This window comes from Burkholderia sp. AW49-1 (assembly GCF_053427845.1).
Window position 1 is genome coordinate 255434 of the sequence record NZ_JBSAXF010000003.1, and the last position, 26311, is coordinate 281744.

Sequence of the window (26311 nt, forward strand, 5' to 3'; positions counted from 1 at the left end):
GGGCACCACTCGCGCTATCGACGTGCCAGCGACGACAAACTCACGACGAGTTCCTGTCCGCCGTTTCGAAGTGTCTTCCAGTCGGCGTCGCCGCCAATCGTCGCGACTTGCTCGCGTATCGAAAAGAGTGTCGCGGAGCGTTCGCCGCTGACGAACGCGTCATCGATCGCGCCGTCCTCTCGTACCGTCAATCTGACAAAGCCGCCGGATTTCAGCAAATGCACGGAAATGCGCGAACCCGGCACGCGCAGCCTCGCGTGCTCGAGCGCTTCCCGTGCGATTCGATAAAGAACGGAGGCTGCCGCGGCGTCCACATCGGTCTCGGTCAGTTCGGTATCGATCTTCACGCCATATCGCGAGAACATGTCCTGCGCGAGCCATTCGAGCGTCGCTGCAAGCCCCAGATCGTCGAGCATCGGCGGCCGGAGTTCGGCTGTCATTTGCCGCACGCGAGCGACGAGATTGTCCAGATGAGTGCCGATCTTCCGATTGGCGGCATTCACGAATTCGTTCCGGTTCGTCAGGGATGGATAACGTGCATTCAGCGCGGCAATCTCCATCTTGACGACATTGATCTGTTGCGCGAGCTCTTCGTGAAGCTGGGAAGCGAGGGTGGTCCGTTCGGCTTCGCGGGTACGCTGCAATGTACGCGCCAGTTCGCGCAGCGCATGTCGCGATTCACGCAATTCCCGCTCGGTCGCATTGCGCCGCGTGACGTCCTGGAAGGTCAGTAGAACCGCCGCGCGGCACGCGTGGTCCGATGCGATCGCCATCACGTCGACATCCCTTGTCAGTCCGTCTCTGCGGCTTACCTCGCCTGCTGTTGGCTCAGGGCTCGCTTGCCGCGCACTCGGTATGCCGGCCAACTGGCGGCGCACGCCTTTCAGGCCTTCCGGGTCGAGCCAGTCCGACGCCGACGTGCCGACGACTTCCGCCGGCCCGGCCGCGCCGAGCAGCGTGAGACAGGCGTCGTTGACACAGACGATGACGCCGTGATGCATCAGCCATGTCGCGACCGGATTGAATTCGACAAACGCCCGATAGCGCGCTTCGTTTCCGGTCGATGCGTCGCAGCCGCACTGCGTTGCGGCGACGTCGCAGGGCGCGGCGGAGCCAGGTCGCGACATGTCGCCGGCCGGTTCGGATCGTTCTCTCGATTCCGCGGTCGTGCGGTGCAGGCGCAAGTCAGCCGGATGGTCCTCCGGCATGCGCGCCGCGACGGCAGTGCCGGCCGCGGACAGTGTGTTGCGCCCGACCATGCGCTCGGCCGCCGGGTTGAACAACACGACGTGATCACGATTGTCGGGCGCGAGTATCGGCTCGCCACCAGTATCCCGCAGCGCATTCGTCTGATCATCCGAGCCGGCGGCACGGTGCATTCTGTGTACAACCCAGGTCCAGGTTCCGAGAATGACGATCAACCCCGCGACAGCCAATACATCCATCGAATTGTCATGCATCATCTTCGTGAGTCTCCGGGTGTCAAATATACTTGACGCGGCGATCTTCACGGAAGAAAAATAGCGAGCCGGCGATGTCCGTCAAAGTTTGGATGGCAGAGGAGGGTGTAATAGGCGCTCCGGGCCAGAGGTCCCTTCTCTTTCGAGGCCTGCGGTATGAACATGTCTTTCCGGTTGCCCATGGAACTACAGGGGCGCGAGCACGAACGGTTCGAGATTGGCGAGCAGGACGATGAATCGTTTGCGGCGCGTCAGATCGACTTCATTTGCGCGCTGTACGGGCGTGCCGAATACCTCCGGGCACGCGGTCGCGAGAACCCGATCGGAGACGCATTCCTTGCCGGTATCGTGAATGTGCTCGAAGCGCTCGAACTCAACTCTCCGGACGACGCACAGGGGTGTCTGACGAGGCTGCAGCAGATCATCGACGCAGTGTTCGCGGGCCGCATCCGGGCCACGGAGCCGAGCGCGCCGGACGTCTGAGCGGTGTCGAGAACCGTATTACCTGATACCGAACATGCGCGCGTCGTTTCGCTTGAGGACGCGATGACATTCGCACGCACGATGCTCGATCGCGGCGCGATCGAGTATCGTGATCAGGCCGGGGCGATAACGGATTGCCCCGTCAGCCTCCAGTTTTCGCAACTCCCCGGCGGCAAGCGCGCCGTCGACCCCGAGGACGCCCGGAAAGACTTTCCTGCTGACCTGGACGGTATCGGAATCCAGCCGGTCGAGCGTTTGCAGAAGCCAGCGGCAGAGCCGCTCCAACGGTGAGTGATGATGTCCGCACACGGCGATCTGCGACATCTGGGCGAGCAGGGCCTGCGTGTAACGGAGCAGCAGTTGCTGGAAATCGCCCGCACGTGAGAATTCGCGCCTGGCGACCTCGGCATCGAGCCGGTAGGCGTGCCCCGCCTCTTGTACGACCATGCGGTTCGATGCTCGCGGCTCGCCGATACACGCGGGCAATCCGACGAGACCATCGTTGCCCACCATTGCGAGGCCGACCGGTGCGCCGGTCTTCGTGGAATGGAAAATGACGCACGCTGCCGTGGTGGGCAGGTAGACCTGGTCGAGGATTTCGCCCTGCCGGTGCAGGACTTGCCCGAGCGCGAGTTCCACGGGCACCAGATGCGGCACGAGCCGGTCGCGTTCGCCGTCCGACAGGGCCGCCAGCAGCCTGTTGGCCGAGGGTGCCGGGTCGGATGCGTGCCTGCCGGCAGGACTGCCGTGGACCGATAGTGTGCCTCGCGCTACGCGGGCAACGAGTTCGAGGTGCTGCTGGATCAGCGTCTCGCGGTTCTTTTCCGGCAGAAGACTGAGCACCGCGGAGCGGACGTCGTCCTGTCCGAGCGCGTCCAGGATGCGTAGTTTGGACAGCGTGCCCAGGTCACTCTTGCCCGTGCGCCATGCCGAGATTTGCGCGCGGGTCAGGGCGAGCGCTTCCGCGAGCTGGGCGTCGCTGTGGTAGCTGCCCAGCTTCTTTACTTCGTCGAATAATGCATACCAGTCGTGCACGATGTTCAGCCTGCGACGCAGTCCTGTCGAGAGGGCAACAGGGGATCGGATCAGGCGCACATTTATAGCATAAATGGCGCATCGATCCTTGATCTCGCGGCAGGATTCGGCTGAACCGACCGATTCCCGAGCGTGGCGGTGCGCACACGATCGTACCGGATCGGAATGAAGGCAGGGTCACGCCATGCCCGCGCGCGGTCGGCCGTCTTCCGAGCGGGCGAATGCCGCCTGCAGCACCGGATGCACGTCGGTGCGCCAGTGATCGCCGGTAAAGAGTCCGTAATGGTCGCAATCGTCGATGTCGACGCGTTGCCGCTCATTCGCTGCGAGACCGCTGCACATGGCCAGCGCAGCATGGGTCTGGCCGGCACCGGTGACGGCATCGCACTTGCCTTCAACGGTCAGCAACACGATCGAGCGCAACGCGGCGGGCTCGACCCGCTGGCTTTCAACGTGCCACGTCCCGTTTGCCAGGCATGCTCGCTGGAACACGATGTCGACCGTATCGAGGAAGTACTCGGCTGGCATGTCGAGGAGCGTCAGGTATTCGCGCAACGCCCGGCGGGCGGTTGCGAGTGCGTCGGCGTTGCCGCTCGACACCGCTCGTCGATAGCCATCGACCAGCATCATGTAGCGTTGTGGGTAGGTGACCGCGATCTCGGCACGCTGCAGATAGGCCGGAAATACCTGACGCCCGCATCCGGCGAAGCCGCGCGGCACCGTGTCGATCAGCGTGGCGCGACACCAGTCGAGCGAATGCGAGCGGGCCGCGGTTCCGAGCGCACTCGGATTGAGGCGGGCATCGAGCGGGCCGCCGATCAACGTCAGGCTCGCCGGCAGCGCGGCGCCGCGTTGCGCGCGCAGCGCGATGGCACCGAGCGACGGAAACGTCGCCTGACAGACCGCGACGACGTGCATCGGACGCGCGTCCGCAAGCAGGGTATCGATGAAGCGATCGAGCATCGACACGTATTCATCGAGGCCGAATCGGCCCGCGTCGCACGGCACGTCGCGTGCATCGATCCAGTCGGTGATGCAGACGTCGCCGTCGGCCAGCAGGGTCTCGACCGTCTCCCGCATCATCACCGCCACGTGGCCGGCCAGCGGCACGCAGAGCAGGATCACGCGTCGTGCGCCCGCGTGCGAGAAGCGGCGCAGCGTGCAAAACGGCGTGTGCGCGACGATCGTTTCGTCGACGTCGATACGACGGCCGTCCACGTCGATCGATTCGATGGCGAACCTTGGGGCGTCGGGCTGCAGGTCGAGCAGGGGTTCCAGCAGGTCGGCGTAGCAAGACGACGCGGCATCGGGCCAAAGACCGCACGTGAACCGCGCCGCCGCGTCCCACGTTCGCAACCATTGCCGTTGCTGTTCGATCAGGTCATACCACATGGCGCATGGGCGGAAGATCGCGGGAATTTCGGACAAGCCTACTGTCGCCGGATCGTGTGGCGACGGGTTGACCTGCATCAGCGTCGCGCCGATCGCGACTTGCGCGATTTTCGGGCGCGATATCGGTCGAGGACTGGCCGCCGGGAAGCTCGCCCATTTTGCGCGGTCGATCGCTCACCGACTTGCCGACCGCGAACGGCACATGAGCGCGTAGCGGGCAACGTGACGGCGCGGACGACATGCGCGCGTCGTCCGATGCCTGCCGGTCGATCACATGACCGGCGATATGCGAGCCGGTCGCCGGGCGGACGACGATGACGGTCCCATGCCTTGCCCGAACCATGGAATCTCGGCACGGAGCGACGCGACATACCGAGCCCAGCCTCCGGGGTTCTCGGAGAATAGCCGCGCGCAAACGGGCTCCGCGAGGGCATCGCGATCGAGCGGCTCGTCGAGCAACAGCTGCGGCCACAGGCAGTATGCATGGAGAACCGCGCGCGTGAATTCACGCACGGTCATGTGCCCGAACACATGATTCAGCAGTGGAATGTCCGCGAGCATCGGCTGCGCGGCCAGCAGTGAATCGAGCGTCATGTCATCCGGCTCGTATTCGAGTACGCAACTGAGCGTTCGCAGAATGCTGCCCAGATGCACGAGCAAGGCGCGGCGAGCTTCGGTTTCGTTTGGCATGGGTGGCGTCCGGAATGGCGGAACGGATTGCTCCGCGTGTTCCCTTGAAATCTATGAGCGATGTCGCGCGCGAACGTTGATGGAGGTCAACCGCAGCTGTCAGGACCGTTCGGCATATCGGCCGCGGTGGCCTCGGCAGCGCGCGCCTGCCTGCCATTCTGTCAGCGGGGCACCGTGTCCTCTCCGGTCCGCGACCGGCACGCCGCTGCCAGTATCGCGACGGCCTCGTCGTCGTCCACCTGCGAAAACGAGCGATAGAATGCGCCGACCGAGAAGGCTTCGTCGGACTGCTCGATGCACACCACCTCGTCGGCATAGGGGCGTACTTCATCGAGGCCGCGCGCGCAGGCCACCGGTACCGCGCAGACGAGCAGCCGGGGGCGCCCCATGCGCGCCGCGTGTAGCGCGGCAATCATGGTCGCGCCGGTCGCGATGCCGTCGTCGACCACGATCGTGACGCGATTTTCCCGGGCGACGGGCGGGCGGAAGCGCGCATAGTGCGTCCTGCGTGCCGCAAGCACGGCAAGTTGCTCCTGCTGTTCCGCTTCCAGATAGCGTGACGGAATCGCCATGCGCACGGCATCGCGCGACAAATAGCACCAGCCGGATTCGTCGATCGCGCCAATCGCGAGTTCCGGTTGCCATGGGGCGCGCAACTTGCGCACCAGCACGACGTCGAGGTCGCCATGGAGGCGCGTTGCGAGGATGCTCCCCAGTATCAATGCGCCGCGTGGTATCGCAAGAACCAGGGGGCGTTCGCCACGGTAGGCCTGAAGCACGGACGCAAGCTGATTGGCCGCGTCCCGGCGGTCGTCGAAGATCATTTCACCTCCTGTTGGCGCCGGGGGCGTGCGTTGCTGCGCGCTGGCGCGAAATTCCGTTGTCGAAGCCAGGGCACGGTCGGGCCCGCGGTCGCCCCGATCGCCGTCGAACTACACGTAGCGATCAAAGCCGTTCGAGCCGTGCGAGGATCTCATCGGTCCGCCGCAGCAGCGTCCTGTTCCGCTCGGCCGTCTGCCTGACGGTATTCAGTCTTGCGCGCCAGTACGCGGGGTCGGTGATGGATGTCTGCTTGTGAAAGCAGGATCGGGTCTGCTCCAGCAGACGAATGGATCCTTCGATATGTGACAACTCGCGTTCGACGTCGCAGTACCAGTTCATGCGTGGTCTCCGTTGCATTGACATGACCCATGTTGGATTTCCGATATCGGGCGCGTCTTGATTTCACTCAATGCATCGAATTCATCCGATTTTTCGGTAACTGAAAAGTGATTGGCAGTACGAGGTGACGAGACGTTCGATGCGAAGACCGGACAAGCAACCCGGCCCGGTCTCGCGACGTGTGCGCATCGGCGTTTCAATGGTTGCATCAGACGAATCGGGGGGGACGTTTCGATCGCTTGCGTCTGCCGGATGACCTGCATCAACAACGCTTGCCCGGCAGGAGCGAATATTGACGTTCCTGCATGTCGCTCTCGTCCGCGCTCGACATGCTCCGTGCCGTCTGCGTCTTCACGTTCATGATACGGACACCATCATGCCCGCCTTGTTTACGAACACGCCGAATCGCCAGATCATTTCCCGTTCCGAAGTATCGACACTGAGCGTGTCGGCTGCCATGCCTCATCAGCACCTCCCGATCGACGTCGATGACGACCGGCTGCTGAGCCCCCACGAAATCGCGATCCTGATGGTGCTCGCCAGCGAGCCGAGGCGCCAGCAGGGCGACCCCGCCGACCTGCGCTGCCTCGTCGATCGCGGTCTCGTTCGACTGGATGCGGCGTCGCTTGCCGAGGCGCCCGCCTGCCTGTCCGCCGACGGGCGCCAGATGGTGTCGCGACTCGCCAGACGCGATCGCGCCAGGCAAGGGCGCAACGTCGATGTCACGACGGCGTTTCGCGCGATCGCGGCGGAGACATCGGTCGCGATCGCGCACCACGTCGCGCGCTGACCTGTATCAATTCCACTCGGTGCAGCGGGAATTACCGTTGTTCTCATCGATTGCGAACAGGAGTCGATGGCCATGAAAAGCGACAGCCAGCTGAAGAAGGACGTCGAGCAGGAACTCGAGTGGGATCCGCCGATCGATGCGGTGCGCATCGGCGTCGAAGTGCACGAACGCATCGTGACGTTGACCGGGCACGTCGCCAGTTATCTGGAAAAGGTCGCGGTGCGCAAGGCCGTCGAGCGTATCGAAGGCGTGCGCGGCATCGTGCTGGAACTCGAGGTGCAGACGAACGACGGCAAGCGTCGCTCGGACGAGGACTTGGCCATCGCCGCGCGCTCGCTCCTGATGTGGGATGCGGGGCTTGGCGAGCAGGCCGTGCACGTGACGGTCGAGAATGGATGCGTGACGCTGGCGGGCGAGGTGATGTGGAGCTACCAGATGCAGGAGGCGGAGCGGGCCGTCGAGCGGCTGCGCGGCGTCACCCGGATCATCAACGAGATTCATGTCCGGCCACATCCGACCCAATCCGACATCGCGGGCAAGATCCAGGCGGCCTTGATTCGGCATGCAACGGAAGAGGCCGCACACGTCGGCATTACCGTTCAGGACGGTTGCGTGACGTTGACCGGCCAGGTCGGCTCGATGGGCGAACGGCGGCTTGCCTTCGATGCCGCGTGGTCGGCGCCGGGCGTGCGTGACGTGGTCGATCAACTTACCGTTGCATGATGGTTCGGGCGGCGGCGGACCTCGATCGAGGGTCCGCCTCGCCCCGGCCGGGGAGAACGAACATGAATGCCGGGATGCTCTGTACCCGCGACGTTGCGATGTGTTCGGCACGGGCAACCGTCGTCGAGGCGGCGGAAATGATGCGCGACGCGCACGCGGGCGATCTGATCGTCGTGCGCGAACAGGAGGGGCGATGCGTGCCGGTCGGTGTGGTGACCGATCGCGACATCGTGCTGACGGTGGTCAGCCCCGATGCGGAGGCCGGCTCGCTGTTCGTCGGCGACATCATGTCGGCGCCCGTCGCGACCGCGAACGTCGACGACGACATCTGGCTGCTCGCGAAGCGGATGCGCCAGCACGGCGTCCGTCGATTGCCGGTCGTCGGCGGCGACGGCGAACTGGTCGGCATTGTGTCGCTCGACGATCTGCTGCGCGCCGCTGCGGCGCTGCTCGACGAGTTGCGGCTCGTGGCGGCCCGCCAGCCGTATTTCGAGGAGAAGCAGCGTGGCTGAGCCGGTCGGTTCCAGCTTCCGTCGCGCCGTGCATGATGCGGCGGCGGTCTCGATGGTGCGACGCGCCCTTCGGACGCGCGCGAACCCATGATACGCGGCCGGCAAACCGGCCCGCGCAACCGATTGCGCCGATGGCTCGGCGCAATCGGTCTCTGCCTGCTGCTGTCGAGCGCGACGACGTGGCTCGGCGCGATTCACGACCATCCGCTGAGCATCGGTGTCGTGGCCGGCATGACCGCGCCAGAATGCGGGCGCGTGGGTGCCCGGCCGGCCGGATCGCTGCTGACGACGCCGATGCCTGAACACGATGTCTGCCTGCCGCTGTTCGTTTATCGCGCGTCGTATCCGGATGCCGCGAGCGACGTCGCGTCGTACCGCACATGGATCCTGCAGCAGCGGGTCGGCGAATTCTGGCAATTGTTCGGTTACGTGCTTCTGTTGTGGGCGGCGATCCTGAGCCTCGTCGCCGGCCCGATATGGCTCTTCAGGCGGCGGGCCGGATATCGCCATCGGGGCTCGCGGCGTGGCGCGACCGATGATGGAAGCGGCATGCGCTCGCACGGCAAGGAAGGGGGTAATCATGACGATTTCCGGTGAATTGAATGAGGCGGACTGGACCGTGGCGATCGAAACGGTTGGCGTCGAGACCGGCGGGTACCGCTGCCGAGTCCACGTGACGGTCCGCTCGCCCGACTGCAAGTGCGAGCATGTGTTCCCGCATCACCGGGTATTCGCGACCGAACGCGAGGCAGCGCTGGAGGGACTGCGCAGCGGCATGACATGGGTCGAAATGAAGAAATCGGACACGTTCACGTATTGACGGACGGCGTTTGTCACCGTCATCTGCGCCGCATGCGAGCCGGCGACCGCGGCGACACGGGCCCTGTGCGCACGGCATGACCTGGAGCCTGCGAATGCCGTGTCACCGGCGCCACGCCGGGCCGCGGGCATGCGTTGATCACGGTCAAAGCCGCGCGGCACGGCCTCAATACGATGGATCGCATCTCCGCGAAGAATGACGACCATGAACAGGCTCAGACGCACATGCCGCTTGCTCGTGCTGTGCGCGGCCGCATGCTGCGTGCCGACGCAGCCGGCACATGCGCAGCATGCGCGCCATGCTCCCCGCCAGGGTTTCCACGGCAGGGATTTCCACGGGCGGGACTTTCGCCATTTCGCGCCGAGGGAGCGTACGCGGTGGCAGCGTGGTCGATGGGTCCAGGACTGGCACGGCGGGCGTTACGCGTGGTGGTGGATCGTCGACGGTTACTGGTACATCTATCCTGAACCGATGTATCCGTATCCGACCTACGTTCCGCCTGCGATCGTCGTTCAGCGGCCGCCACCGACCCCGGCCCGGCTGCCGCCGGCACGTGTGTGGTACTACTGCAACGACCCGCGCGGATACTATCCGTATGTCGCGTCGTGCAATGGCGTGTGGACCGCGGTTCCGTCGACCCCGGGCTCCGCGCCGCAATGACGGAAGCGACGCTTGTCCGCATCGCAGCGACCGGGTCCCGGCTGCGCGATTGCGCGCGAGTGACGCGGGAGGGCGCATGATGAACGGATCCTGGCCGGACGCTGACGTCGACGACGTGCTGCTGACGGATTGGTATGAACTGACGATGATGCAGGCCGCGTTCGATGCTGGAATGAACGACATGGCCAGCTTCGAGTTCTTCGTACGGGCGCTGCCCGAGCATCGGGCATTCCTGATGGCGGCAGGGCTGGCGCCCGTCCTCGATTATCTGGAGCGTCTGCGCTTTACGGCCGGCGGCCTTGAGCGCCTGGCCGCGACCGGGCGCTTGCGAGCCGATTTCCTCGCGTCGCTCGCCGGCCTCCGTTTCACGGGCACCGTCGACGCGATGCCGGAAGGCACCGTGTTCTTCGCCGACGAACCGATCCTGCGGATCACGGCGCCGTTTCGCGAGGCGCAGTTCGTCGAGAGCCGCGTGATGAACCTGCTCCATTACGCGACGCTGGTTGCCAGCAAGGCCGCACGCGCCACGCTCGTCGCGCACGGCAGGTTGCTGGTCGACTTCGGCATGCGACGCGCGCATGGCGCGGAGGCGGCGATGCTGTCCGCGCGGGCCAGCTACCTGGCGGGATTCTCGGGCACGGCGACCCTGCTCGCCGGCTTGCGCTACGACATTCCCGTCTACGGCACGATGGCGCATTCATACGTCCAGTCGCACGACGACGAAGCGCTCGCGTTCGAGCATTTCGCGCGATCGCAGCCGGATAACGCGTTGCTGCTGATCGATACGTACGATACCGAGCACGCGGCACACAAGGTCGTCGAACTGGCGCGGCGGCTTGCGCCCGACAACGTGCGCATCAAGGGCGTCCGGATCGACAGCGGCGATCTGGCGGCGCACGCGCGCAACGTGCGCGTGATTCTCGACCACGGTGGCCTGACGGACGCGACGATCTTCGCGAGCGGCAATCTCGACGAAATCCGCCTGCAGGAACTCGTCCACCAGCACGCGCCGATCGACGGTTTCGGAATCGGCACGCAGATGAGTACGTCGGCGGACGCACCGTGCCTCGACTGCGCGTACAAGCTCGTCGAGTATGCGGGCCGTGCGCGCTGCAAATACTCGGAGGGCAAGGCCACGCTGCCCGGCCGCAAGCAGGTTTTCCGGGAATACGGCCCGGACGGGCGAATCGCCGCCGACTGCCTCGGACTCGACGGCGAGCATATCGACGGAACCCCGCTGTTGCGTCCCGTCATGATCGGAGGGGCGCGACTCGCGGCCCCCACGCTCGGCGAGAGCCGCATTCACGCAATGCGCGAACTGTCCACGCTGCCCGATCCGATGCATGCGCTGGCGCCCGTCATGCCGCTGCAGCCGGCGATTTCTCCGGCGCTGGCGGCACTCGTCGCGCAGGAGCATGCCAGATCGGACACGCACGCGGGGCAGCAAGCGGCATGAACGATGCCCATATCCCGGCCGGCCGCGCGATCACCTTGCGCGACAAGGTGGCCGCATTGCGCGAGCCCGCGGCCTGGCCAGACGGCACGAGATCGGTCGAGGCCGTGGAGACGCACATGTCATGGGTATTCCTGACGGAACGGTACGCGTGGAAGCTCAAGAAGCCCGTGCGCGCACCGCAACTCGATTTTCGAACGCTGGCCGCGCGCCATCGCTTCTGTTGCGAAGAGGTGCGTTTGAACCGTCGGCTTGCGCCCGACGTCTATCTCGATGTGGTACCGCTCGTCGTCGACGCCCGCGGTTGCCTGCATGCGGACGGACCCGGCGAAATCGTCGACTGGCTGGTCCGGATGCGGCGCCTGCCGGCCGCACGCATGCTCGACCGCGTGTTGTCGTGCGGCATGGCTACCGCAGGCGATGCGTGTCGCATCGCGGCTCGCCTGAACGCGTTCTACCATGCCCTGGCACCCGCGCGAATCGAAGGTGCGGCGTATCGCGAAGCGCTGCGTTGCACGATCGACACCAACGAACGCGCGTTGTGCAAGCCGCTCGCGGGCCAGTCCGCCGATGTCGTGCGGACGCTCTGCGCGCGGCAGCGTTCGTTGCTCGTGTGTGAAGCCGCGCGCTTCGACCTGCGTGTGCGGCAGGGGCATGTCGTCGAAGGGCACGGCGATCTGCGTCCCGAACACGTCTGCATCGACGATCCGGTCGCGATCATCGATTGCCTAGAATTCTGCAGACGACTGCGAGTCCAGGATGCGGCCGACGAGGTCGGCTTTCTCGCGCTCGAATGCGAGCGTCTCGGCGCACCGGGTTTCGCAGACGCGCTCGTCAATGCCTATCGCTCCGCGAGCGGCGATGATGTCGACGACGGATGCGTGCATTTCTATCAGAGCTGCCGGGCCATGACGCGCGCGCGGCTCGCCGCGTGGCACCTGCGCGAGCCCGCGTTCAGGGCGACGCCGGTCTGGCGCGAGCGCGCGAGCACGTACATCGCGCTTGCCCGGCGGCACGCCGACGCCTGCGAGCGCACGTGGGTGGCCAGCCACGTCAGCGCCGCAGCAGGTCCGTGAGCGAGCCGCCGCGATGGATACGCGCAATCGCCTCGGCAAACAGCGGCGCGCTGTCGAGGATCGCGAGCTTGTCCCTGAGCGGCCCGGCCGGCACGCGCCAGGGCGGCACCGTGTCGGTCACGGCGATGCCGGCGAGCGCGTCGCCGCCGAGCAGGTCGGCCGCGTCGTCAAAGAACATCCCGTGCGTCGCGACCGCGTAGACGGATTGCGCGCCGAGCGTGCGGCAATCCTCGGCCGTGCGGGCCAATGTCGTCCCGGTGCCGATCAGGTCGTCGACGATGACGGCGCAACGGCCGGCGACCTCGCCCACGATCGGCTTGGGTGTCACGATGCCGCCGCTGCGCAGCTTGCCGGCGAATGCCGCGTCGACCGGGCGCCCGATGCGCGCTTCCAGCCGGGTACGGAAATCCTCGGCGCGCCGCACGCCTCCCGCGTCGGGAGATACGACCACGACCGGCCGTTCGCCCGTTTGCGCGGCGAACCAGTCGACCAGCATGCCGTTCGCCTCGAGATGCTCCGTCGGACAACGAAACGCGTTCTGGAACGCCGCGATGTTGTGGATGTCGATCGTGACGACACGATCGACGCCCACCGCTTCGAGCAACATGGCGACATAGCGCGTGGAGACCGGATCGCGCGGCTGAGACCGGCGGTCCTTGCGCGAGTAGCACAGGTAGGGCGTTACCGCACAGACGCGTGCGGCCGACGCGTCCTTCAATGCACCGATGAACAGCAGCAACCGGCACAGCTTGTCGTTGACGGAACTGCCTGGCTCGCCGTGCAGCGACTGCACGACGTAGACATCGTGGCCGCGCACGCTGACCAGCGCACGCGTCTTGTGTTCGCCGTCCTCGAACGGGCGTTCCTCGTGCGCGGCGAGCGTGACGCCGAGACGGGCCGCGATTCGTTCGCCGAAGGCGCGACACGAGTCGAACGCGAACAGGCTGAAAGGGAGTTGTTCCATGGCATGGCTACCTCGCTTCATGCAGTTATCGGGCGTCGCGCATCATGACGCGCTTTGACGTGTTCAACGGTGATGCGGACGGCATCTGCTCGCTTCAGCAGCTCCGGCTCGAGATGCCGGCCGAGTCGGTGCTCGTGACGGGGCCCAAGCGCGACATCGCGCTGCTCGCGCGCGTGCCGGCCTCCGCGGGCGACATCGTCACCGTCCTGGACGTTTCGCTCGACGTGAACCGCGCGGCACTCGATGCGCTGCTGGCGCGCGGGGTCGACGTCGACTATTTCGATCACCACATGCCCGGCGCCGTGCCCGCTCATCCGCACCTTCGCGCGCATATCGACACGGCACCGGACACCTGTACGAGCGTCATCGTCGACCGGTACCTGGCAGGCCGGCAGCGGCTCTGGGCGGTGGTGGGTGCCTATGGCGACAATCTCGTCGGCGTGGCAGGCCGGCTCGCCGCCGCGTGCGGCCTGACGGATGGCGATGCCCACCGTCTGCAGGTGCTCGGCGAATCCATCAACTACAACGGTTACGGCGATCGCCCGGACGACCTCTTCATGGCCCCGCTGGCCGTGTATTCGGCGGTGCGGCAATACGCGAACCCGCTCGAGTTCGCGAAGTCGCCCCTCGCGCGGCGGCTCGACGCCAACCGGCGACGCGATATCGCGCGCGCGGAGCGACAGCGCGCGAGCATCGCGCTGCCGGGGGCGGACGTCTATATCCTCCCCGATACGCGCTGGGCGCGTCGCGTGCGCGGCGTTTTCGCGAATCGGCTCGCGTGTGGTGATGCGACACGCGCTCACGCGGTGCTGACGTTGTCGACCTCCGGTGGGTACACCGTCAGCGTTCGCGCGCCCGTCGCCGCGCCGTATGGCGCCGATCGACTTTGTCGCGCATTTCCGGAGGGCGGCGGCCGGGAAGGGGCGGCCGGGATCAACCGGCTCGCGCCGGAGCGCCTCGACGCGTTCGTCGAGGCGCTCGCGAACGCATACCCCGCCGCGTGAGCCGACGCAGGCGCGCTTGTCGGTGCGGTACGGCGTGGCCGGAACGCGTGTCATCGGGGTGCTCCTGAACGGTGGCCGTTGCGCGGCAGGACTCGCTGCAATCGTGGCGCCACGCATTGCAGGGCGGTTGACGCAGGTCAAGCCTGCCGGCCGCCCCGCCCGGGAAGATGAACCGCCATCATCGGCGGGAGAGGCGTCGTGGAGCACCATGCGGAGGTATTGCGGGGCGGGCGCTGGGCGCTGCCCGTGCCGGGCTGGCGGGATCTCGCCGCGATGCTGATCGTGGCCGGTTTCCTGTTGCTGGCCGGCATCTCGGCGCACCAGATGGCGGGCCCGCTGGCCGTGACGCATCCCCCGGCCATTTCGCTGTCGCCCGCGGCGCTGCCCGGCTACACGCTGCGCACCGTCGCGCGCATGTTCGCGGCACTGCTCGCATCGATCGTCTTCACGTTCGTCTATGCGACCGCGGCGGCCCGCAGCCGTCGCGCCGAGCGTGTGCTGATTCCGCTGCTCGACGTGTTGCAGTCGGTGCCGATCCTCGGCTACCTGTCGTTTACGGTGCTGTTCTTCCTGTCGCTGTTTCCCGGGCGGATCCTCGGCGCCGAGTGTGCGGCGATCTTTGCGATCTTCACCAGCCAGGCCTGGAACATGACGTTCAGCTTCTATCAGGCGCTGCGCACGGTGCCGCTCGATCTCGACGAGGCCAGCCGCAGCTTCCGGCTGTCCGCATGGCAGCGCTTCTGGCGCCTCGACGTGCCGTTCGCGATGCCGGGACTCGTCTGGAACGCGATGATGTCGATGTCGGGCGGCTGGTTTTTCGTGGTCGCGTCCGAGGCGATCGCGGTCGGCAACCTGCACGTCGACCTGCCGGGCGTCGGCGCCTACGTCGCGCAGGCGATCGCGAACCGCGACCTCGCTGCCGTGGGCTGGGCGATCGTCGCGATGAGCGTCGCGATCGTCCTGTACGACCAGTTGCTGTTCAGGCCGCTGGTTGCATGGTCGGAACGGTTTCGCTATGGCGATGCGACGCCCGCGGTCGCATCGCCCAGCTGGATGCTCGACCTGTTCCACCGATCGAGATGGATCGGCCGTGCGGTCGGCCCGATCCGGGCGGTGCTGCGTCGCGCGGCACGCGCGCGGCTGCGCGGGTTCATGTCGGCATGGCGCGACCGGATCGCGCTGCCGCGACACACGGGCGACGTGCTCTGGTTCGCACTGTGCGGCGCAGGATGCGCATATGCGGCGTTCGAACTGTTCCGGCTCGGACGCGCGACGCTCACCTGGACGGACCTGCGCGTCGTCGCGAGCGAAGGCGGGCTCACGTTCGTCCGTGTGACCGTGCTGGTTACCCTCGCGTCGGCGATCTGGGTGCCGATCGGCATCGCGATCGGCCTCCGGCCGGGCGTGGCCGCCCGCATCCAGCCGGTCACGCAGTTCCTCGCCGCGTTTCCGGCCAACCTGCTGTTTCCGGTCGCGGTTTTCGCGATCGTGCGCCTGCGGCTCGAACCCGACATCTGGCTGTGCCCGCTGATGATATTGGGTGCGCAATGGTATGTCCTGTTCAACGTGATCGCCGGTGCGAGCGCGTTCCCGGCCGACCTGCGGGAAGCGGCCGCGTGCTTCCGGGTGCGGCCGGCGACGTGGTGGCGACGCGTCATGCTGCCGGGCGTCCTGCCGTACTTCGTGACGGGCGCGATTACCGCGTCGGGCGGTGCATGGAACGCGAGCATCGTCGCCGAGGCCGTGAGCTGGGGCAGCACGCGCCTGGATGCCGGCGGACTCGGCGCCTACATCGCGCGGATGACCGACGCCGGCGACTATCCGCGCATCGCGCTCGGCGTCGCCGTGATGTCGCTGCTCGTGATCGCGACCAATCGGCTCGTGTGGCGCCCGATGTACGCGTTCGCGGAGCGCCGCACGCGGCTCGATTGAGCCCTCAACCGATCATTTACTCGCGGGAGACCCGTGTGCCGAACCTCAGCGAATGCACGGAAGGGAACGTCGCGAGCGCGGCCGCGCCGGCTTCGGACCCGGCGGCGGTCGTGCTCGAGATGCGGGCCGTATGCAAATCGTTCACGAAGCCGTCCGGCGAACCGCTGCGCGTGCTGGCCGATATCGATCTCGCGCTGCACGAGGGCGAGATCCTCGGGCTGCTGGGCCGCTCCGGCTCGGGCAAGTCCACGCTGCTGAGGATCGCCGGCGGGCTCGTCAAGCCGTCGACGGGCGCGGTGACGTATCGCGGCGCACCGCTCGCCGGTCCGACCGACGGTATCGCAGTGGTGTTCCAGACCTTCGCGCTGTACCCGTGGCTGACCGTCATCGAAAACGTCGAGCTCGGCCTCGACGCGCTGGGTCTGGCGCCGAGCGACGCACGCGCACGCGCGACCGCCGCGATCGAACTGATCGGCCTCGACGGGTTCGAATCGGCGTTTCCCCGCGAACTGTCGGGCGGCATGCGCCAGCGGGTGGGGTTCGCCCGCGCGCTGGTCAGCGAACCCGTGCTGATGTTGATGGACGAACCGTTCTCGGCGCTCGACGTGCTGACCGCGGAAACGCTGCGCACGGATTTTCTCGATCTGTGGGACGCGCATCAGCTGTCGATCCGGTCGGTGCTGATGGTGACGCACAACATCGAGGAAGCCGTGCTGATGTGCGATCGCATCCTGGTGCTCGGCGCCGGCCCCGCGCACATCGAGGCAACGCTGAGCGTGCCGCTGCCGCGCCCGCGCAGCCGGCACGATCCGGCCGTCCAGGCGATCGTCGGCAGGATCTATGCGACGCTGACCGCACGCATCACCGACACGGCGGCAGGCCGGGAAGCGACGGGCAGTGCGCTGGCCATGAAGCTGCCCGACGTGTCGAGCCACCATCTCGCCGGGTTCGTCGACGCGCTCGCGGCCGCGCCGTACGACGGTCATGCGGAGCTCGGCACGATCGCATCGGCGCTCGCACTCCGGGCCGACGCGCTGTATTCGACCGCGGCCGCGCTCCACCTGCTCGCGTTCGCCGAATGGCACGATCGGACGATCCGGCTGAGCGCCGCAGGCCACGTGTTCGCGCAAAGCGACGACGATGCCCGGCGGCGTCTGTTTCGCGAGCATGTCGTCCGGTTCGTGCCGCTCGCCGAGCATATCGACGAAGTGCTGGGCGAACGCGAAGGGCATCGCGCGCCGCGCGAGCGTTTCGAGCTCGAACTCGAGGATCATCTCGATCCGCGCAGCGCGGAGCAGGCGCTGCGGGTCGTGACCGACTGGGGCCGCTACGCGGGGCTGTTCGATTACGACGACCATACCCGCACGTTCGGCCGCTGATCGTTCGGGCTGCATGTCGGTCGCGTGCTTGATCGGCATCAAGCGTCGCGCGGCGGGGCGTGCGACGCTGGACGAACCGTCGACGCAATCGCGTCGATCCGGCAGACAAGCTCCGCAACTCGACGTCAATGACCGTTCCCGGGAGGACTGACCATGAACTGGCTTTCCGAATACTTCGCCCAGCGCACGAGCCCGCTGTCGCTTTCGCTCTGGGCTCATCCGCCGCTCGCGCTCGGGCCCGACGGGCCGATCTGTCGCGAGCCTTACCGTTTGCCGTACCCGGGCGTGGAACTCGTGTTCACGCCGGCGGAAGCGATCGAGCGCGGCGGGAGGATCTACACGCTGCCGGCGCGTTATGACTCCAGGGGGCTGCTTGCCGCGCGCAGCACGGCACACGACGAGGCCGCATCGTTCTTCCACGAGGTGACGATTTTCGCGCCGTCGCAGTTCAATCGCGACTTCGTGGTGACGGTCAACGGCGAATTTTCCTTCGTGCCGTCGTTCTGGCAGGACGGGTCGCCCGGTTTCTCGGGCGTCTGCGTGCCCGCCGCGAGCGGTCGCGCGACGGGCGACAGAACCGGCCCACCGTGGCTGTTCCAGGGATATCTCAGCATCTAGGGGCCGTTCCTGCCGTCGGCTGGAACCGGCATCACGCGCGCTCGTCCGCGCGTGTTCGCCAGAAGGCGAGGCACACGAGCGCGCCGAGCATTCCGCCGAGATGGGCGAAATGCGCGACGCCGCTCGTGTCGCCGCTGAGGCCGGACAGCAATTCGGTCAACGCATAACCGGTCGCGAAGAGCCATGCTGGCATCGGCACCGGCGGAAACAGCAGCACGACGCGCCGTTTCGGAAACAGCACGGCATAAGCGATCAACGCACCGAAAACGCCGGCCGACGCACCGACGGTCGGTGCGTCGCTGGGCGGCAGGGCCCGCATCACCGCGAGCTGCGTGATCGCGCCGGCCAGCACGCTCGCCAGATAGAGCGCGAGAAAGCGCGCGCGCCCGAGCACACGTTCGACGTCGCGTCCGAACATGTAGAGCCCGAACATGTTGAACGCGATATGGGCGAGGCTGGCATGCAGCACGCTGTACGTCAGCAACTGCCAGACGTGGAAATCCGGTGTCGCCGGCGCGCCCGGTCGTGCGGGCGGCCACAGCGCGAACAGGTCGATGAGCACTGGCCAGCCGCTCGCCTCGGCGATGAACACGGCCAAGTTCACCAGAATCAATGCGTAGGTCATGGCGGCGGAATCCGCGGGACGGAGGTGGCGTTGCCGGCCAGCGGTGCGGCCGGAATCGAACTTCATGACATACCGCCACGTTAGCGGTGGCCCGTGCGTGGCCATTGAGGCAGATCATGGACGGTCGCCGCCTCGCCGCCTCGCCGTCCCCGTGTCGTCAGCCCCGACGGCGAGCAGCAGGTTGACGTGCGTCAACCCTGCCCGGGGCGCCGCGCTTACGCTGAACTCGGGAAACATGCGTCGCCGCGGGGCGGGGCGCATGCCGTATCGTCCACGCGAAGGGCAATGGGAGCCTCATCATGCACATCGGAAGAATCAGTACCCAACCGGTCGAATCGTGCACGGCCGAATGCAGTGCGTTTGAACTCGCCGATCGCATGCGGCACGCGCATGTCGGCGACATCGTCGTGATCGAGTACCGCAACGGCGAAGCCATTCCGATCGGGCTGGTGACCGACCGCGACCTGGTGATCGAGGTGATGGCCCGCGGCGACGATCCGGGCGACGTGACGGCCGGCCAGATCATGTCGCGGGGCCTTGTCGTCGTGTCCGACACCGACGAGATCGGCGTCGCGCTCGAGGAGATGCGCCGCTCGGGCATTCGGAGACTGCCGGTCGTCGACGATGCAGGGCGCCTCGCCGGCATCGTGACGCTGGACGATATCGTCGAGCATCTCGCCGGGTTGCTCGGCGGCGTCGTGGAAGTCGGCAAGCTGCAGCAGATCGAGGAGCAGCGTTTCCGCGCGTGACGTTGCGGGGCAGGGCTGGCGTCCGGCGCGGCCGGACCGCTTGCCCGAGGCATTCGCCCCGCGGGCTTACGTGTGCAGCGTGGCGAGCAATGGCGCCCAGAACGCACGGCTTTCGTACGCTGAGGCATCGCAATCGGTGTCGAAACGAATGGTGATCGCGGCTTCGGTTTCGGTCAGCGGGTCGGCATGCTCGATCTGCCGGGCTAGTACGGCGGTGTCGGCATCGGAGGCATCGCGTCCGTGTGCCGCCCGGGCCGCGACACGCGCCGTGAGCGTCGCCTGGCTCGCGGTGAAATCGAGCATCGCGACGCGCACGCCGAGCCGCGCGGCGAGGGCGATGAACGCCGTCCGGTTGCGCTGGCGCAGGAACGTCGCATCGACGATCGCCGTGTAGCCGCTGTCGAGAACCACGCGAACCTTCGCTAGAAGCCTTTCGTAGATCTCGTCGATCGCGGTGTCCGAATAGGCGCCGGGGGACAGGCGGGTGTCGGCCGGTGCACCGGCCAGGCGCTTGCGCTCGACGTCGCTGGACAACCGGATGGCGCCGAGTTGCGCGGCCAGCGCACGACTGGCCAGCGATTTGCCCGAGCCGGAAACTCCATGGCACATGAGCAACGCCGGCTGCGCATCGCGTCGTGCATCGGCCATCGCCGATGCAACGCGCAGATAGCCGGCGCGCGCCGCTTCGTCGCCGCGCAGCCGGGCGGTCAGCGCGCGTACCAGCGCACGGTAGACGAAGTAGCACGGCAGCACGCCCAGTGCCGCATGGTCGCCCGTGCGTGCCAGCCAGCCGGAAAGGAGGCGGTGGGCGCAATCCTCGCGGCCGTGGGCGGAGAAATCCATCAGCGTGAACGCGAGATCGCTCGCCACGTCGATCCAGCGCAGCGCGTCGTCGAATTCGATGCAGTCGAACATCAGGATCCGGTTCCGCCAGCGCACGATGTTCTCGAGATGCAGGTCGCCGTGACATGCGCGCACGAAACCGCGCGCATGCCGATCGGCGAGCAACGGTGCGATGCGGGCCAGTTCGGCTTCGTACCATGCGCGCAGCGCGGCTTCGTCCGGCACCGTGACGTCGAGCGTGTCGAGCAAGGGGCGGCACTGGGCCGCGACGCTCGCCGCGCTGCCGGAATGGCCGCGTGGTGCCCGGCGCGGCGCGTGCAGATGATGGTGGGCCAGCGTATCGACGAGGGCATCCGCATCCGCCAGACCGTCGTCGCGCGATGCGCTGCGAACCGACAACATCGCCTGCGCGTCGAACCGGCGCATGCGCACCACGTACTCGCCCGGGACCGTCTGCTGCCGGCGCCGGCGCCCGCCGGTCGGCACCGGTGCGGCGAACGCGCATCGCCGGCCGTGCGCGACGAGCGGCCAGACACCCAGATACAGCGGGCCGGCGAACGGCCGATTGAGCGTGCACTCCGCGAGCGCGCAGCGGCGCCGCTGTGCAGGCCGCATCAGATCGACGAAGGCGAAGTGCACCGGCTTGATGCGCTTGTACGCATAGCGCCCGGCCAGATAGACGACGGACAGATGGGTTTCGATCCGCTCGATCCGGCCTGCGGGGTGGGGATAGGTGGCGGGTCGGCGCATTGCGCGATCGAATTGCGTCGACTTTCGTCGCGCATTTCCGCGATTCAGCGCGAACGGGACATGCGGCGCTCGGGACATGATGAACGGATCGGTTATACGGGGCGCGCATACGTGTTGCCGCCCCGCTGGAGCGGGTTCCAGACGAGCATCGGGCATGGCACGTTCTCGCCAGCTCGATGTCACCGGATCGGGTTGACCGGCCAAGGATCGCCGATTCGACACTCCCTATTGCAGCCGACCCACGCATGTTTCGACTTGATGTCCGTCAAGCAGGCGTCCTGGGGGGCAGCCGATCGTCGACGGCCACGCTTGCCGTGTGAAGTCTCCGCGCCGTGCAGACGGCAAGCCGTGCGGCCCGGCACGCGGTCCGGACATGCAGTTGGCATGCTAGCCGATGTTCAGTCGGCGGCCGGCAAGAACTTTCAGTTGATCCACGACGAGCGCGAAACCCGATGCCGCCACGGCGACGCCGACGATCCACTGAAGCGGGAGCGCGGTCACCAGGGTGCCGGACAAGGCGAGCGCGCAGACGATCGCGACGTCGACGACGGAAGAAATCAGCAGCCAGCGGCTCGGCATCGAACTCCAGACACGCTTGCGCGACCGGAGCACATAGATCATCGCTTGATTGCCGAATGCAATCGCCAGGAAGCCGAGCGTCAGGATGGACGAGGACGCCAGATGGCCCTCGAATGCGCCGAAGGCAATCACGCCAGCCGAAAACGCGAGCTTGCCGAAACCGAAGAGCGTTGCGGCAAGAACGATGCGTGGCATGTTCCAGCGCTGCGGGGCTTGCGCAGGCTCCGCGCGATCGGTCGTCAGCGACATCGTCAGGAAGTCGTTCGTGACCAGCAGGATGATCATGATCATCGGCGTGATCAACGGTCGGTGCAAAGCGATGAGGCCGACCGTCAACAACAACACGATCTCGATCTTTTTGACGAGCATGTTCAGCGTATAGGTGAGCAGTCGCCGGAACGCCATTCTCCCTTCGCTGACGGCCGCGACGACTCCCGACAGTCCGGGTTCCGTGAGAACGATCGCGGCGGCGGCCTTCGCGGCATCGCTGGCGTTCGACACGGCTATGCCCACTTGGGCCTGGCGCAATGCGGGCGCATCGTTGACGCCGTCGCCGCACATGCCGACCACGTGACCGGCTCCCTGCAGTGCCTGGACGAGGCGGTACTTGTCCTCGGGCATCACGCGCGCGAATACGTCGAATCGCGCCAGCTTCGCTCGATCGAAACCATTGTCGCGCGGGTACGGCGTCGGCCGCAGGCCGATATCGTGCGCGATGGCGGCGGCCGTCGCGGCCGAGTCGCCCGTCACCATGATCGTGCGCACGCCGAGCGCGCGGAGCGACTCGATCAGCGTCGCGGCATCCGCGCGCGGGGGATCGGTGAGTGCGATGAGTCCGGCCAGGCTGCGCCGGCCGTCCGCCGTCTCCACCCCGACCGCGATGATGCGCCGTCCGTCGCGCGCGAGCGCGTCTGAGTTCGCGCGCACGTCGGAATTGCACTCCATGATCCGTTCGAGCGCCTGCAACGCGCCTTTTACGACATGCATCGGTCTTCCGTCGGCGTCTTGCACGAACGCTTGCGACATCTTCGTGTCGGGGTCGAACGGCACGCGTCGAACCGTTCGGTCCGGACACGGTTCGCCGCCTCGCATGGCCACCGCGCGAAGGATCGCGGCATCGAGCGGATCGTCTCCGGCCGGTTCGCAAGTGAGTGCCGCGAGGTCCAACAGCTGTTCCGGCGTGTAACCGGGCTGAGGCGCGACTTCGGTGACTTCCGCCGCGTTCCGTGTGAGCGTGCCGGTCTTGTCGGAGCACAGCACGTCCATGGCCGCGGCCTCGTGAACGGCCGACAGGCGTGTCGGCAACGCACCGCGCCGACTGAGCGAAAGCGCGCTCAGTGCAGCGGACAGGGTAAAGGTCGCGGGCAGTGCCACGGGGACGGTCGCGAGCAGCATCGTGAGCGCGAGGCGGAGCAACTCACCGGAGGAGAAACCAAGATGACGGGCATAGCCGAGCGCGACGAGCGCGATAGCGCCATTGATCATCCCGAGATATCTGACCGCCGCGAGCACCGCATGCTGTTCGGTGCTCGGGGCACGGGCGATGCGCACCAGTTCGACGGTTCGACCGAAACAGGTCCGCGTGCCCGTTGCCGTGACGATGCCGAGCGCATGACCGCGCTTCACGATCGAACCTGAGTGGACCATCGATCCAGCGGGGACGTCCACCAGCGTCGACTCGCCTGTCAACATCGCCTGGTCGACCGTAGCGAAGCCGTTCGTTACGCGCACGTCCGCCGGGACGACCGCTCCGATCGGCAGCTCGATGGCATCGTCCGGCACGAGATCGGCGGCCGGAACGCGGATCCAGCGGCCGTCGCGACGGACCCGGGCCGTCGGTTCGAGCTGTTTGCGCAGCACCGAGAGCGCGGTTGCCGCGCGCTGCTCCTGTATCAGGGACAGTACGACGTTGAATGCGAGCAGAACGGTAATCACTGCTGCTTCGATATACGCGCCGATGGCGAGCTGAAGGACGATCGAGGCTTCAAGCAACCACGGTACCGGCGCCCATAGTTTGGTCAGTAACACCCGAGTGAACGAAGGTGTCGTTTCCCTGACCGTATTGGGTCCGAATTCGGCCTTGCGCGAGCGGGCTTCTGCGCTGGACAGGCCGGGCGGTGCTGCGCGTTCCGACGACGCGTGCGCCGTCTGGCGCGTCGGTTCCGCAGGAGCCGTGTTGACGGGGGCTGACATAGTGCAATAACCGGATGGATGGCGCCACGTGGACGCGGGTGACGAGGGCGGCCCACCCGGGCCGCGAGTGGTGTTCTCGTTGCTTGTCTGTGATGACGCTATCGCACGCCGATTCGTCGGCGTTGACGCCGGTCAACGGCATCGATGCAGCGAGCACGGCTTTTTCGGCGGGTGCACCGGCGCGGTTGGCATCGGCGCGCCGCCGCTCGCTGCGCAGGCGCGATTGACACACGTCAACCGCGTTCGCTGGAGTGGCAATACAGTTGAACTCAGCGCTTGCGCAATGTCGCGCGCGGCTGCATGCGGGATGCAGCATGCCAGTCGCGATACCGTCGGCTTGACGCCGAGCGCGATCATGCCGTTCCGTTGCGAGCGGCACTCACGGCCTCACGAGGCATTGGCGATGAAACGACGGTTGTTGATGGTTGGCGTGCTGCTTGCGTCGGGTGCGTGTGCAGGACCGGACCGGCTCGCGGCCTTCAGGTCGACGGAGACGCAACTTCTTGCGATGCGTCAGGCCGCATCGCTGCAATGTTCGACACCGTCCGAATGCGACCGGGCATGGAGCCGCACGCGACGCTACGTCCAGGATCATTCGTCGACCCGGATCACGCGATTCGGCACGGACCGGATCGAGACGGCGCAGCCGTATCTGGCCGGGGAAGTCTATCTGTGGGCGTCACGCGCGGAATCGGGTGGCGGTGGCTCCGTGATCCGGCTCAAGGCGATGTGCAAGGGCATGTACGACAGCAACGGCGGCCCGGGATGGCAATACGACGTGTGCGCCCGGAAGATCCTCGATATCGAGCAAGGCTTCCGGTCGGACAAGAAGTCGCCGGGCTAGCGGCGGATGTGGACCAACTGCCGGCGGCTTCTTCTCGCGCCGGTTTCGTGGCGGCCCCAAACCGTTGACTTCGGTCAACGCGTGCTTGCGGCGAGCACCGATGATGGAAGCGAATCCGAACGCCGCCGGCGGGTCGGTTCATCAGCGAGGTTCGCATGTACACGAATATCTTGGTTGCGACGGACGGCAGTCCTTCGGCCAATCGGGCGCTCGACGAAGGTCTCAGGATGGCCCGCTTGTGCGGCGCCCGCCTGTTTGCCGTGTTCGTCGTCGACAAATCCACGCTGTTCGCCTACGGCGGACGCATGGAGCCGGAAGCCTTGCTCGACGAGATCCGGCGCCATGGCGCCGCGATCTTGCGAGACGCCGACCGGACGATCTCGCGCGCGGCCGTCAACGGCGAGACCGAAATCATCGAGACCGATTTCGGTCAGGACGTCGCGGAGCGCCTGCAGCGCTACGTCGTCGATCATGCGATCGATCTGGCCGTGGTCGGCACGCACGGTCGACGCGGTGTCCGGCGGCTGGTGCTCGGCAGCGTTGCAGAACGTTTCCTTCGCGCATCGAGTTGCCCGGTCCTGCTCGTGCGCGGCGAGGATACCTCACCCGCCACGGTCGCGGTGGCCTAGTGTCGCTGCCGGCCAGTGCGCCACCTGCCCAGGTGATCATCATGCAGATATCGTTTCCTTCAGAACATCCGACGTATTGCGACCTCGATTCCGCGCTGAGCTTTCCGGCGCTCGTCGAAGGTCGCCGCGTGCGCTGCGCGATCACCTCGGCCGCGCTGGAAGATCACTTCCGCGCGGCGTCGCCTCGCGAGCAGGATCTCGTCGACGCCTTCGCGCGCCATCGTCCCGCCATCGAGCGCGCAGCCCGCCGTCTGCTCGAGGAAATCGGCGGACGCCCGATCCTGCTCCACAGCGGCCATTTCCGGTTCTGTACATGATCGTCCGCCACCCTTGACGCGCATCAAGCGCGTGCCGGGGCGTGCGGGTACGCTGGATTTTCAAGGATCATTCGTCCCATGCGCGGCATGTGGTGTCGCGCCATCCGATCTTCATTGCGGCCGATGCTGTCGGGACGAAGGCGCCGGTCGTCTGTCACCGTATGAGGAGTACGAACCATGAGCAACATGACGCGTTACGATCCGTTTTCGATCGAACCCGTATCCGACCTGTTCCAGGGGCTGTTCAGGCCGCTGCGCGGCATGACACTGACAGACGAGCCCGATCTTGCGTCGATGAAGATCGACGTCACCGAAAACGACAAGGCGTACACCGTCAACGCGGAACTTCCCGGCGTCGCAAAGGACGACATCGACGTCCAGGTAACGGGAAATACCGTATCGATCAACGCGAAGATCGAGCGCAACAACGAACAGAAGGACGGCGAGCGCGTGATCCGGCGTGAGCGCTACAGCGGTGCGATCAGCCGCTCGTTCTCGCTGTCCAGCGACATCGACGATGCCGGCGCGACGGCGACGTATCAGGATGGCGTGTTGTCGCTGACGCTGCCGAAGAAGGCACCGGTCGGGCAGAAGAAACTCACGATCAGCTGATCGGACGACGGGCAACGG

Annotated in this window: 28 protein-coding genes; 18 read left to right on the top strand and 10 right to left on the bottom strand. The window is 66.5% G+C overall.

Going from position 1 to position 26311, the window contains the following annotated elements; all coding sequences use genetic code 11:
• Nucleotides 1–14: 14 nt before the first annotated feature.
• Nucleotides 15–1463 carry a PAS domain S-box protein gene (locus ACV22W_RS07825; protein WP_448018652.1) on the bottom strand — a complete coding sequence of 483 codons (1449 nt, stop codon included), beginning with the start codon at nt 1461–1463 and terminating at the stop codon, nt 15–17.
• 153 nt (nt 1464–1616) lie between these two features.
• Between ACV22W_RS07825 and ACV22W_RS07830 the strand changes: the two genes are divergently transcribed.
• A complete protein-coding gene (locus ACV22W_RS07830; protein ID WP_448018653.1) occupies nt 1617–1943 on the top strand; it encodes a hypothetical protein in 327 nt (108 codons plus the stop codon).
• A gap of 18 nt (nt 1944–1961) precedes the next feature.
• On the opposite strand, the gene ACV22W_RS07835 is transcribed toward ACV22W_RS07830, so the two are convergent.
• The 5 genes from ACV22W_RS07835 to ACV22W_RS07855 all read right to left on the bottom strand — a co-directional run bounded on the left by ACV22W_RS07835 (nt 1962) and on the right by ACV22W_RS07855 (nt 6221).
• Nucleotides 1962–2978: a Crp/Fnr family transcriptional regulator gene (locus ACV22W_RS07835; RefSeq protein ID WP_448018654.1), complete on the bottom strand. Its 1017-nt coding sequence runs from the start codon at nt 2976–2978 to the stop codon at nt 1962–1964.
• Between the two features lie 177 nt (nt 2979–3155).
• Nucleotides 3156–4370, bottom strand: a complete 1215-nt coding sequence (gene phaZ, locus ACV22W_RS07840; RefSeq protein WP_448018738.1) for a polyhydroxyalkanoate depolymerase — start codon at nt 4368–4370, stop codon at nt 3156–3158.
• A 270-nt stretch (nt 4371–4640) separates the two neighbouring features.
• Nucleotides 4641–5060, bottom strand: a complete 420-nt coding sequence (locus tag ACV22W_RS07845) for a hypothetical protein (protein WP_448018655.1) — start codon at nt 5058–5060, stop codon at nt 4641–4643.
• 161 nt (nt 5061–5221) lie between these two features.
• Nucleotides 5222–5884: a phosphoribosyltransferase gene (locus ACV22W_RS07850; RefSeq protein WP_448018656.1), complete on the bottom strand. Its 663-nt coding sequence runs from the start codon at nt 5882–5884 to the stop codon at nt 5222–5224.
• A 121-nt stretch (nt 5885–6005) separates the two neighbouring features.
• Nucleotides 6006–6221: a hypothetical protein gene (locus tag ACV22W_RS07855; protein ID WP_448018657.1), complete on the bottom strand. Its 216-nt coding sequence runs from the start codon at nt 6219–6221 to the stop codon at nt 6006–6008.
• A gap of 292 nt (nt 6222–6513) precedes the next feature.
• Between ACV22W_RS07855 and ACV22W_RS07860 the strand changes: the two genes are divergently transcribed.
• The 8 genes from ACV22W_RS07860 (at nt 6514) to ACV22W_RS07895 (ending at nt 12255) form a co-directional block, all read left to right on the top strand.
• Nucleotides 6514–7011 (top strand): hypothetical protein, encoded by a 498-nt coding sequence (locus ACV22W_RS07860; RefSeq protein WP_448018658.1) that lies wholly within the window; start codon nt 6514–6516, stop codon nt 7009–7011.
• Nucleotides 7012–7083: 72 nt separating this feature from the next.
• Nucleotides 7084–7734 carry a BON domain-containing protein gene (locus ACV22W_RS07865; protein WP_448018659.1) on the top strand — a complete coding sequence of 217 codons (651 nt, stop codon included), beginning with the start codon at nt 7084–7086 and terminating at the stop codon, nt 7732–7734.
• 62 nt (nt 7735–7796) lie between these two features.
• The gene (locus ACV22W_RS07870; protein ID WP_448018660.1) at nt 7797–8246 is read left to right on the top strand and encodes a CBS domain-containing protein; all 450 of its coding nucleotides are present in this window, start codon (nt 7797–7799) and stop codon (nt 8244–8246) included.
• 123 nt (nt 8247–8369) lie between these two features.
• On the top strand, nt 8370–8843 hold the full coding sequence (locus ACV22W_RS07875; RefSeq protein ID WP_448018661.1) for a hypothetical protein: 474 nt from the start codon (nt 8370–8372) through the stop codon (nt 8841–8843).
• Nucleotides 8827–9066 carry a hypothetical protein gene (locus tag ACV22W_RS07880; protein WP_059452422.1) on the top strand — a complete coding sequence of 80 codons (240 nt, stop codon included), beginning with the start codon at nt 8827–8829 and terminating at the stop codon, nt 9064–9066. Before ACV22W_RS07875 ends, ACV22W_RS07880 begins: the two co-directional genes overlap by 17 nt.
• Nucleotides 9067–9270: 204 nt before the next feature.
• Nucleotides 9271–9726: a hypothetical protein gene (locus tag ACV22W_RS07885; protein ID WP_448018662.1), complete on the top strand. Its 456-nt coding sequence runs from the start codon at nt 9271–9273 to the stop codon at nt 9724–9726.
• Nucleotides 9727–9805: 79 nt separating this feature from the next.
• Complete coding sequence (locus ACV22W_RS07890; protein ID WP_448018739.1) at nt 9806–11182, top strand: nicotinate phosphoribosyltransferase; 1377 nt, start codon at nt 9806–9808, stop codon at nt 11180–11182.
• The gene (locus tag ACV22W_RS07895; RefSeq protein WP_448018663.1) at nt 11179–12255 is read left to right on the top strand and encodes a hypothetical protein; all 1077 of its coding nucleotides are present in this window, start codon (nt 11179–11181) and stop codon (nt 12253–12255) included. Before ACV22W_RS07890 ends, ACV22W_RS07895 begins: the two co-directional genes overlap by 4 nt.
• On the opposite strand, the gene ACV22W_RS07900 is transcribed toward ACV22W_RS07895, so the two are convergent.
• On the bottom strand, nt 12233–13219 hold the full coding sequence (locus ACV22W_RS07900) for a ribose-phosphate diphosphokinase (RefSeq protein WP_448018664.1): 987 nt from the start codon (nt 13217–13219) through the stop codon (nt 12233–12235). The genes ACV22W_RS07895 and ACV22W_RS07900 overlap by 23 nt on opposite strands.
• A 44-nt stretch (nt 13220–13263) precedes the next feature.
• Between ACV22W_RS07900 and ACV22W_RS07905 the strand changes: the two genes are divergently transcribed.
• From ACV22W_RS07905 to ACV22W_RS07920, 4 genes are all read left to right on the top strand, one after another.
• Nucleotides 13264–14223, top strand: coding sequence for an acetyltransferase (locus ACV22W_RS07905; protein ID WP_448018665.1), 960 nt, complete (start codon nt 13264–13266; stop codon nt 14221–14223).
• Nucleotides 14224–14421: 198 nt separating this feature from the next.
• Nucleotides 14422–16155: an ABC transporter permease gene (locus tag ACV22W_RS07910; protein ID WP_448018666.1), complete on the top strand. Its 1734-nt coding sequence runs from the start codon at nt 14422–14424 to the stop codon at nt 16153–16155.
• 119 nt (nt 16156–16274) lie between these two features.
• A complete protein-coding gene (locus ACV22W_RS07915) occupies nt 16275–17534 on the top strand; it encodes an ABC transporter ATP-binding protein (RefSeq protein WP_448018740.1) in 1260 nt (419 codons plus the stop codon).
• Nucleotides 17535–17687: 153 nt separating this feature from the next.
• Nucleotides 17688–18152: a hypothetical protein gene (locus ACV22W_RS07920; RefSeq protein ID WP_448018667.1), complete on the top strand. Its 465-nt coding sequence runs from the start codon at nt 17688–17690 to the stop codon at nt 18150–18152.
• A gap of 31 nt (nt 18153–18183) precedes the next feature.
• Here ACV22W_RS07920 and ACV22W_RS07925 read toward each other — a convergent pair whose 3' ends face one another.
• Nucleotides 18184–18777 carry a rhomboid family intramembrane serine protease gene (locus tag ACV22W_RS07925; RefSeq protein ID WP_321850734.1) on the bottom strand — a complete coding sequence of 198 codons (594 nt, stop codon included), beginning with the start codon at nt 18775–18777 and terminating at the stop codon, nt 18184–18186.
• Between the two features lie 299 nt (nt 18778–19076).
• On the opposite strand from ACV22W_RS07925, the gene ACV22W_RS07930 reads away from it, so the two are divergent.
• Nucleotides 19077–19526: a CBS domain-containing protein gene (locus ACV22W_RS07930; protein ID WP_059585710.1), complete on the top strand. Its 450-nt coding sequence runs from the start codon at nt 19077–19079 to the stop codon at nt 19524–19526.
• A 66-nt stretch (nt 19527–19592) separates the two neighbouring features.
• Here the strand turns inward: ACV22W_RS07930 and ACV22W_RS07935 are convergent, their stop codons facing one another.
• Together ACV22W_RS07935 and ACV22W_RS07940 are read right to left on the bottom strand one after the other, a co-directional pair.
• A complete protein-coding gene (locus ACV22W_RS07935; RefSeq protein WP_448018668.1) occupies nt 19593–21197 on the bottom strand; it encodes a bifunctional aminoglycoside phosphotransferase/ATP-binding protein in 1605 nt (534 codons plus the stop codon).
• Between the two features lie 309 nt (nt 21198–21506).
• Entirely contained in the window at nt 21507–23891 is a 2385-nt protein-coding gene (locus ACV22W_RS07940) for an HAD-IC family P-type ATPase (RefSeq protein WP_448018669.1), read from the bottom strand.
• A 28-nt stretch (nt 23892–23919) separates the two neighbouring features.
• Between ACV22W_RS07940 and ACV22W_RS07945 the strand changes: the two genes are divergently transcribed.
• The 4 genes from ACV22W_RS07945 to ACV22W_RS07960 all read left to right on the top strand — a co-directional run bounded on the left by ACV22W_RS07945 (nt 23920) and on the right by ACV22W_RS07960 (nt 26293).
• Nucleotides 23920–24735, top strand: coding sequence for a hypothetical protein (locus ACV22W_RS07945; protein WP_448018670.1), 816 nt, complete (start codon nt 23920–23922; stop codon nt 24733–24735).
• 155 nt (nt 24736–24890) lie between these two features.
• Nucleotides 24891–25364 carry a universal stress protein gene (locus ACV22W_RS07950; RefSeq protein ID WP_448018671.1) on the top strand — a complete coding sequence of 158 codons (474 nt, stop codon included), beginning with the start codon at nt 24891–24893 and terminating at the stop codon, nt 25362–25364.
• 41 nt (nt 25365–25405) lie between these two features.
• Nucleotides 25406–25681: a DUF1488 family protein gene (locus ACV22W_RS07955; protein WP_012218261.1), complete on the top strand. Its 276-nt coding sequence runs from the start codon at nt 25406–25408 to the stop codon at nt 25679–25681.
• A 177-nt stretch (nt 25682–25858) separates the two neighbouring features.
• Nucleotides 25859–26293, top strand: a complete 435-nt coding sequence (locus ACV22W_RS07960; RefSeq protein ID WP_448018672.1) for an Hsp20/alpha crystallin family protein — start codon at nt 25859–25861, stop codon at nt 26291–26293.
• The last annotated feature ends 18 nt before the right edge of the window (nt 26294–26311 follow it).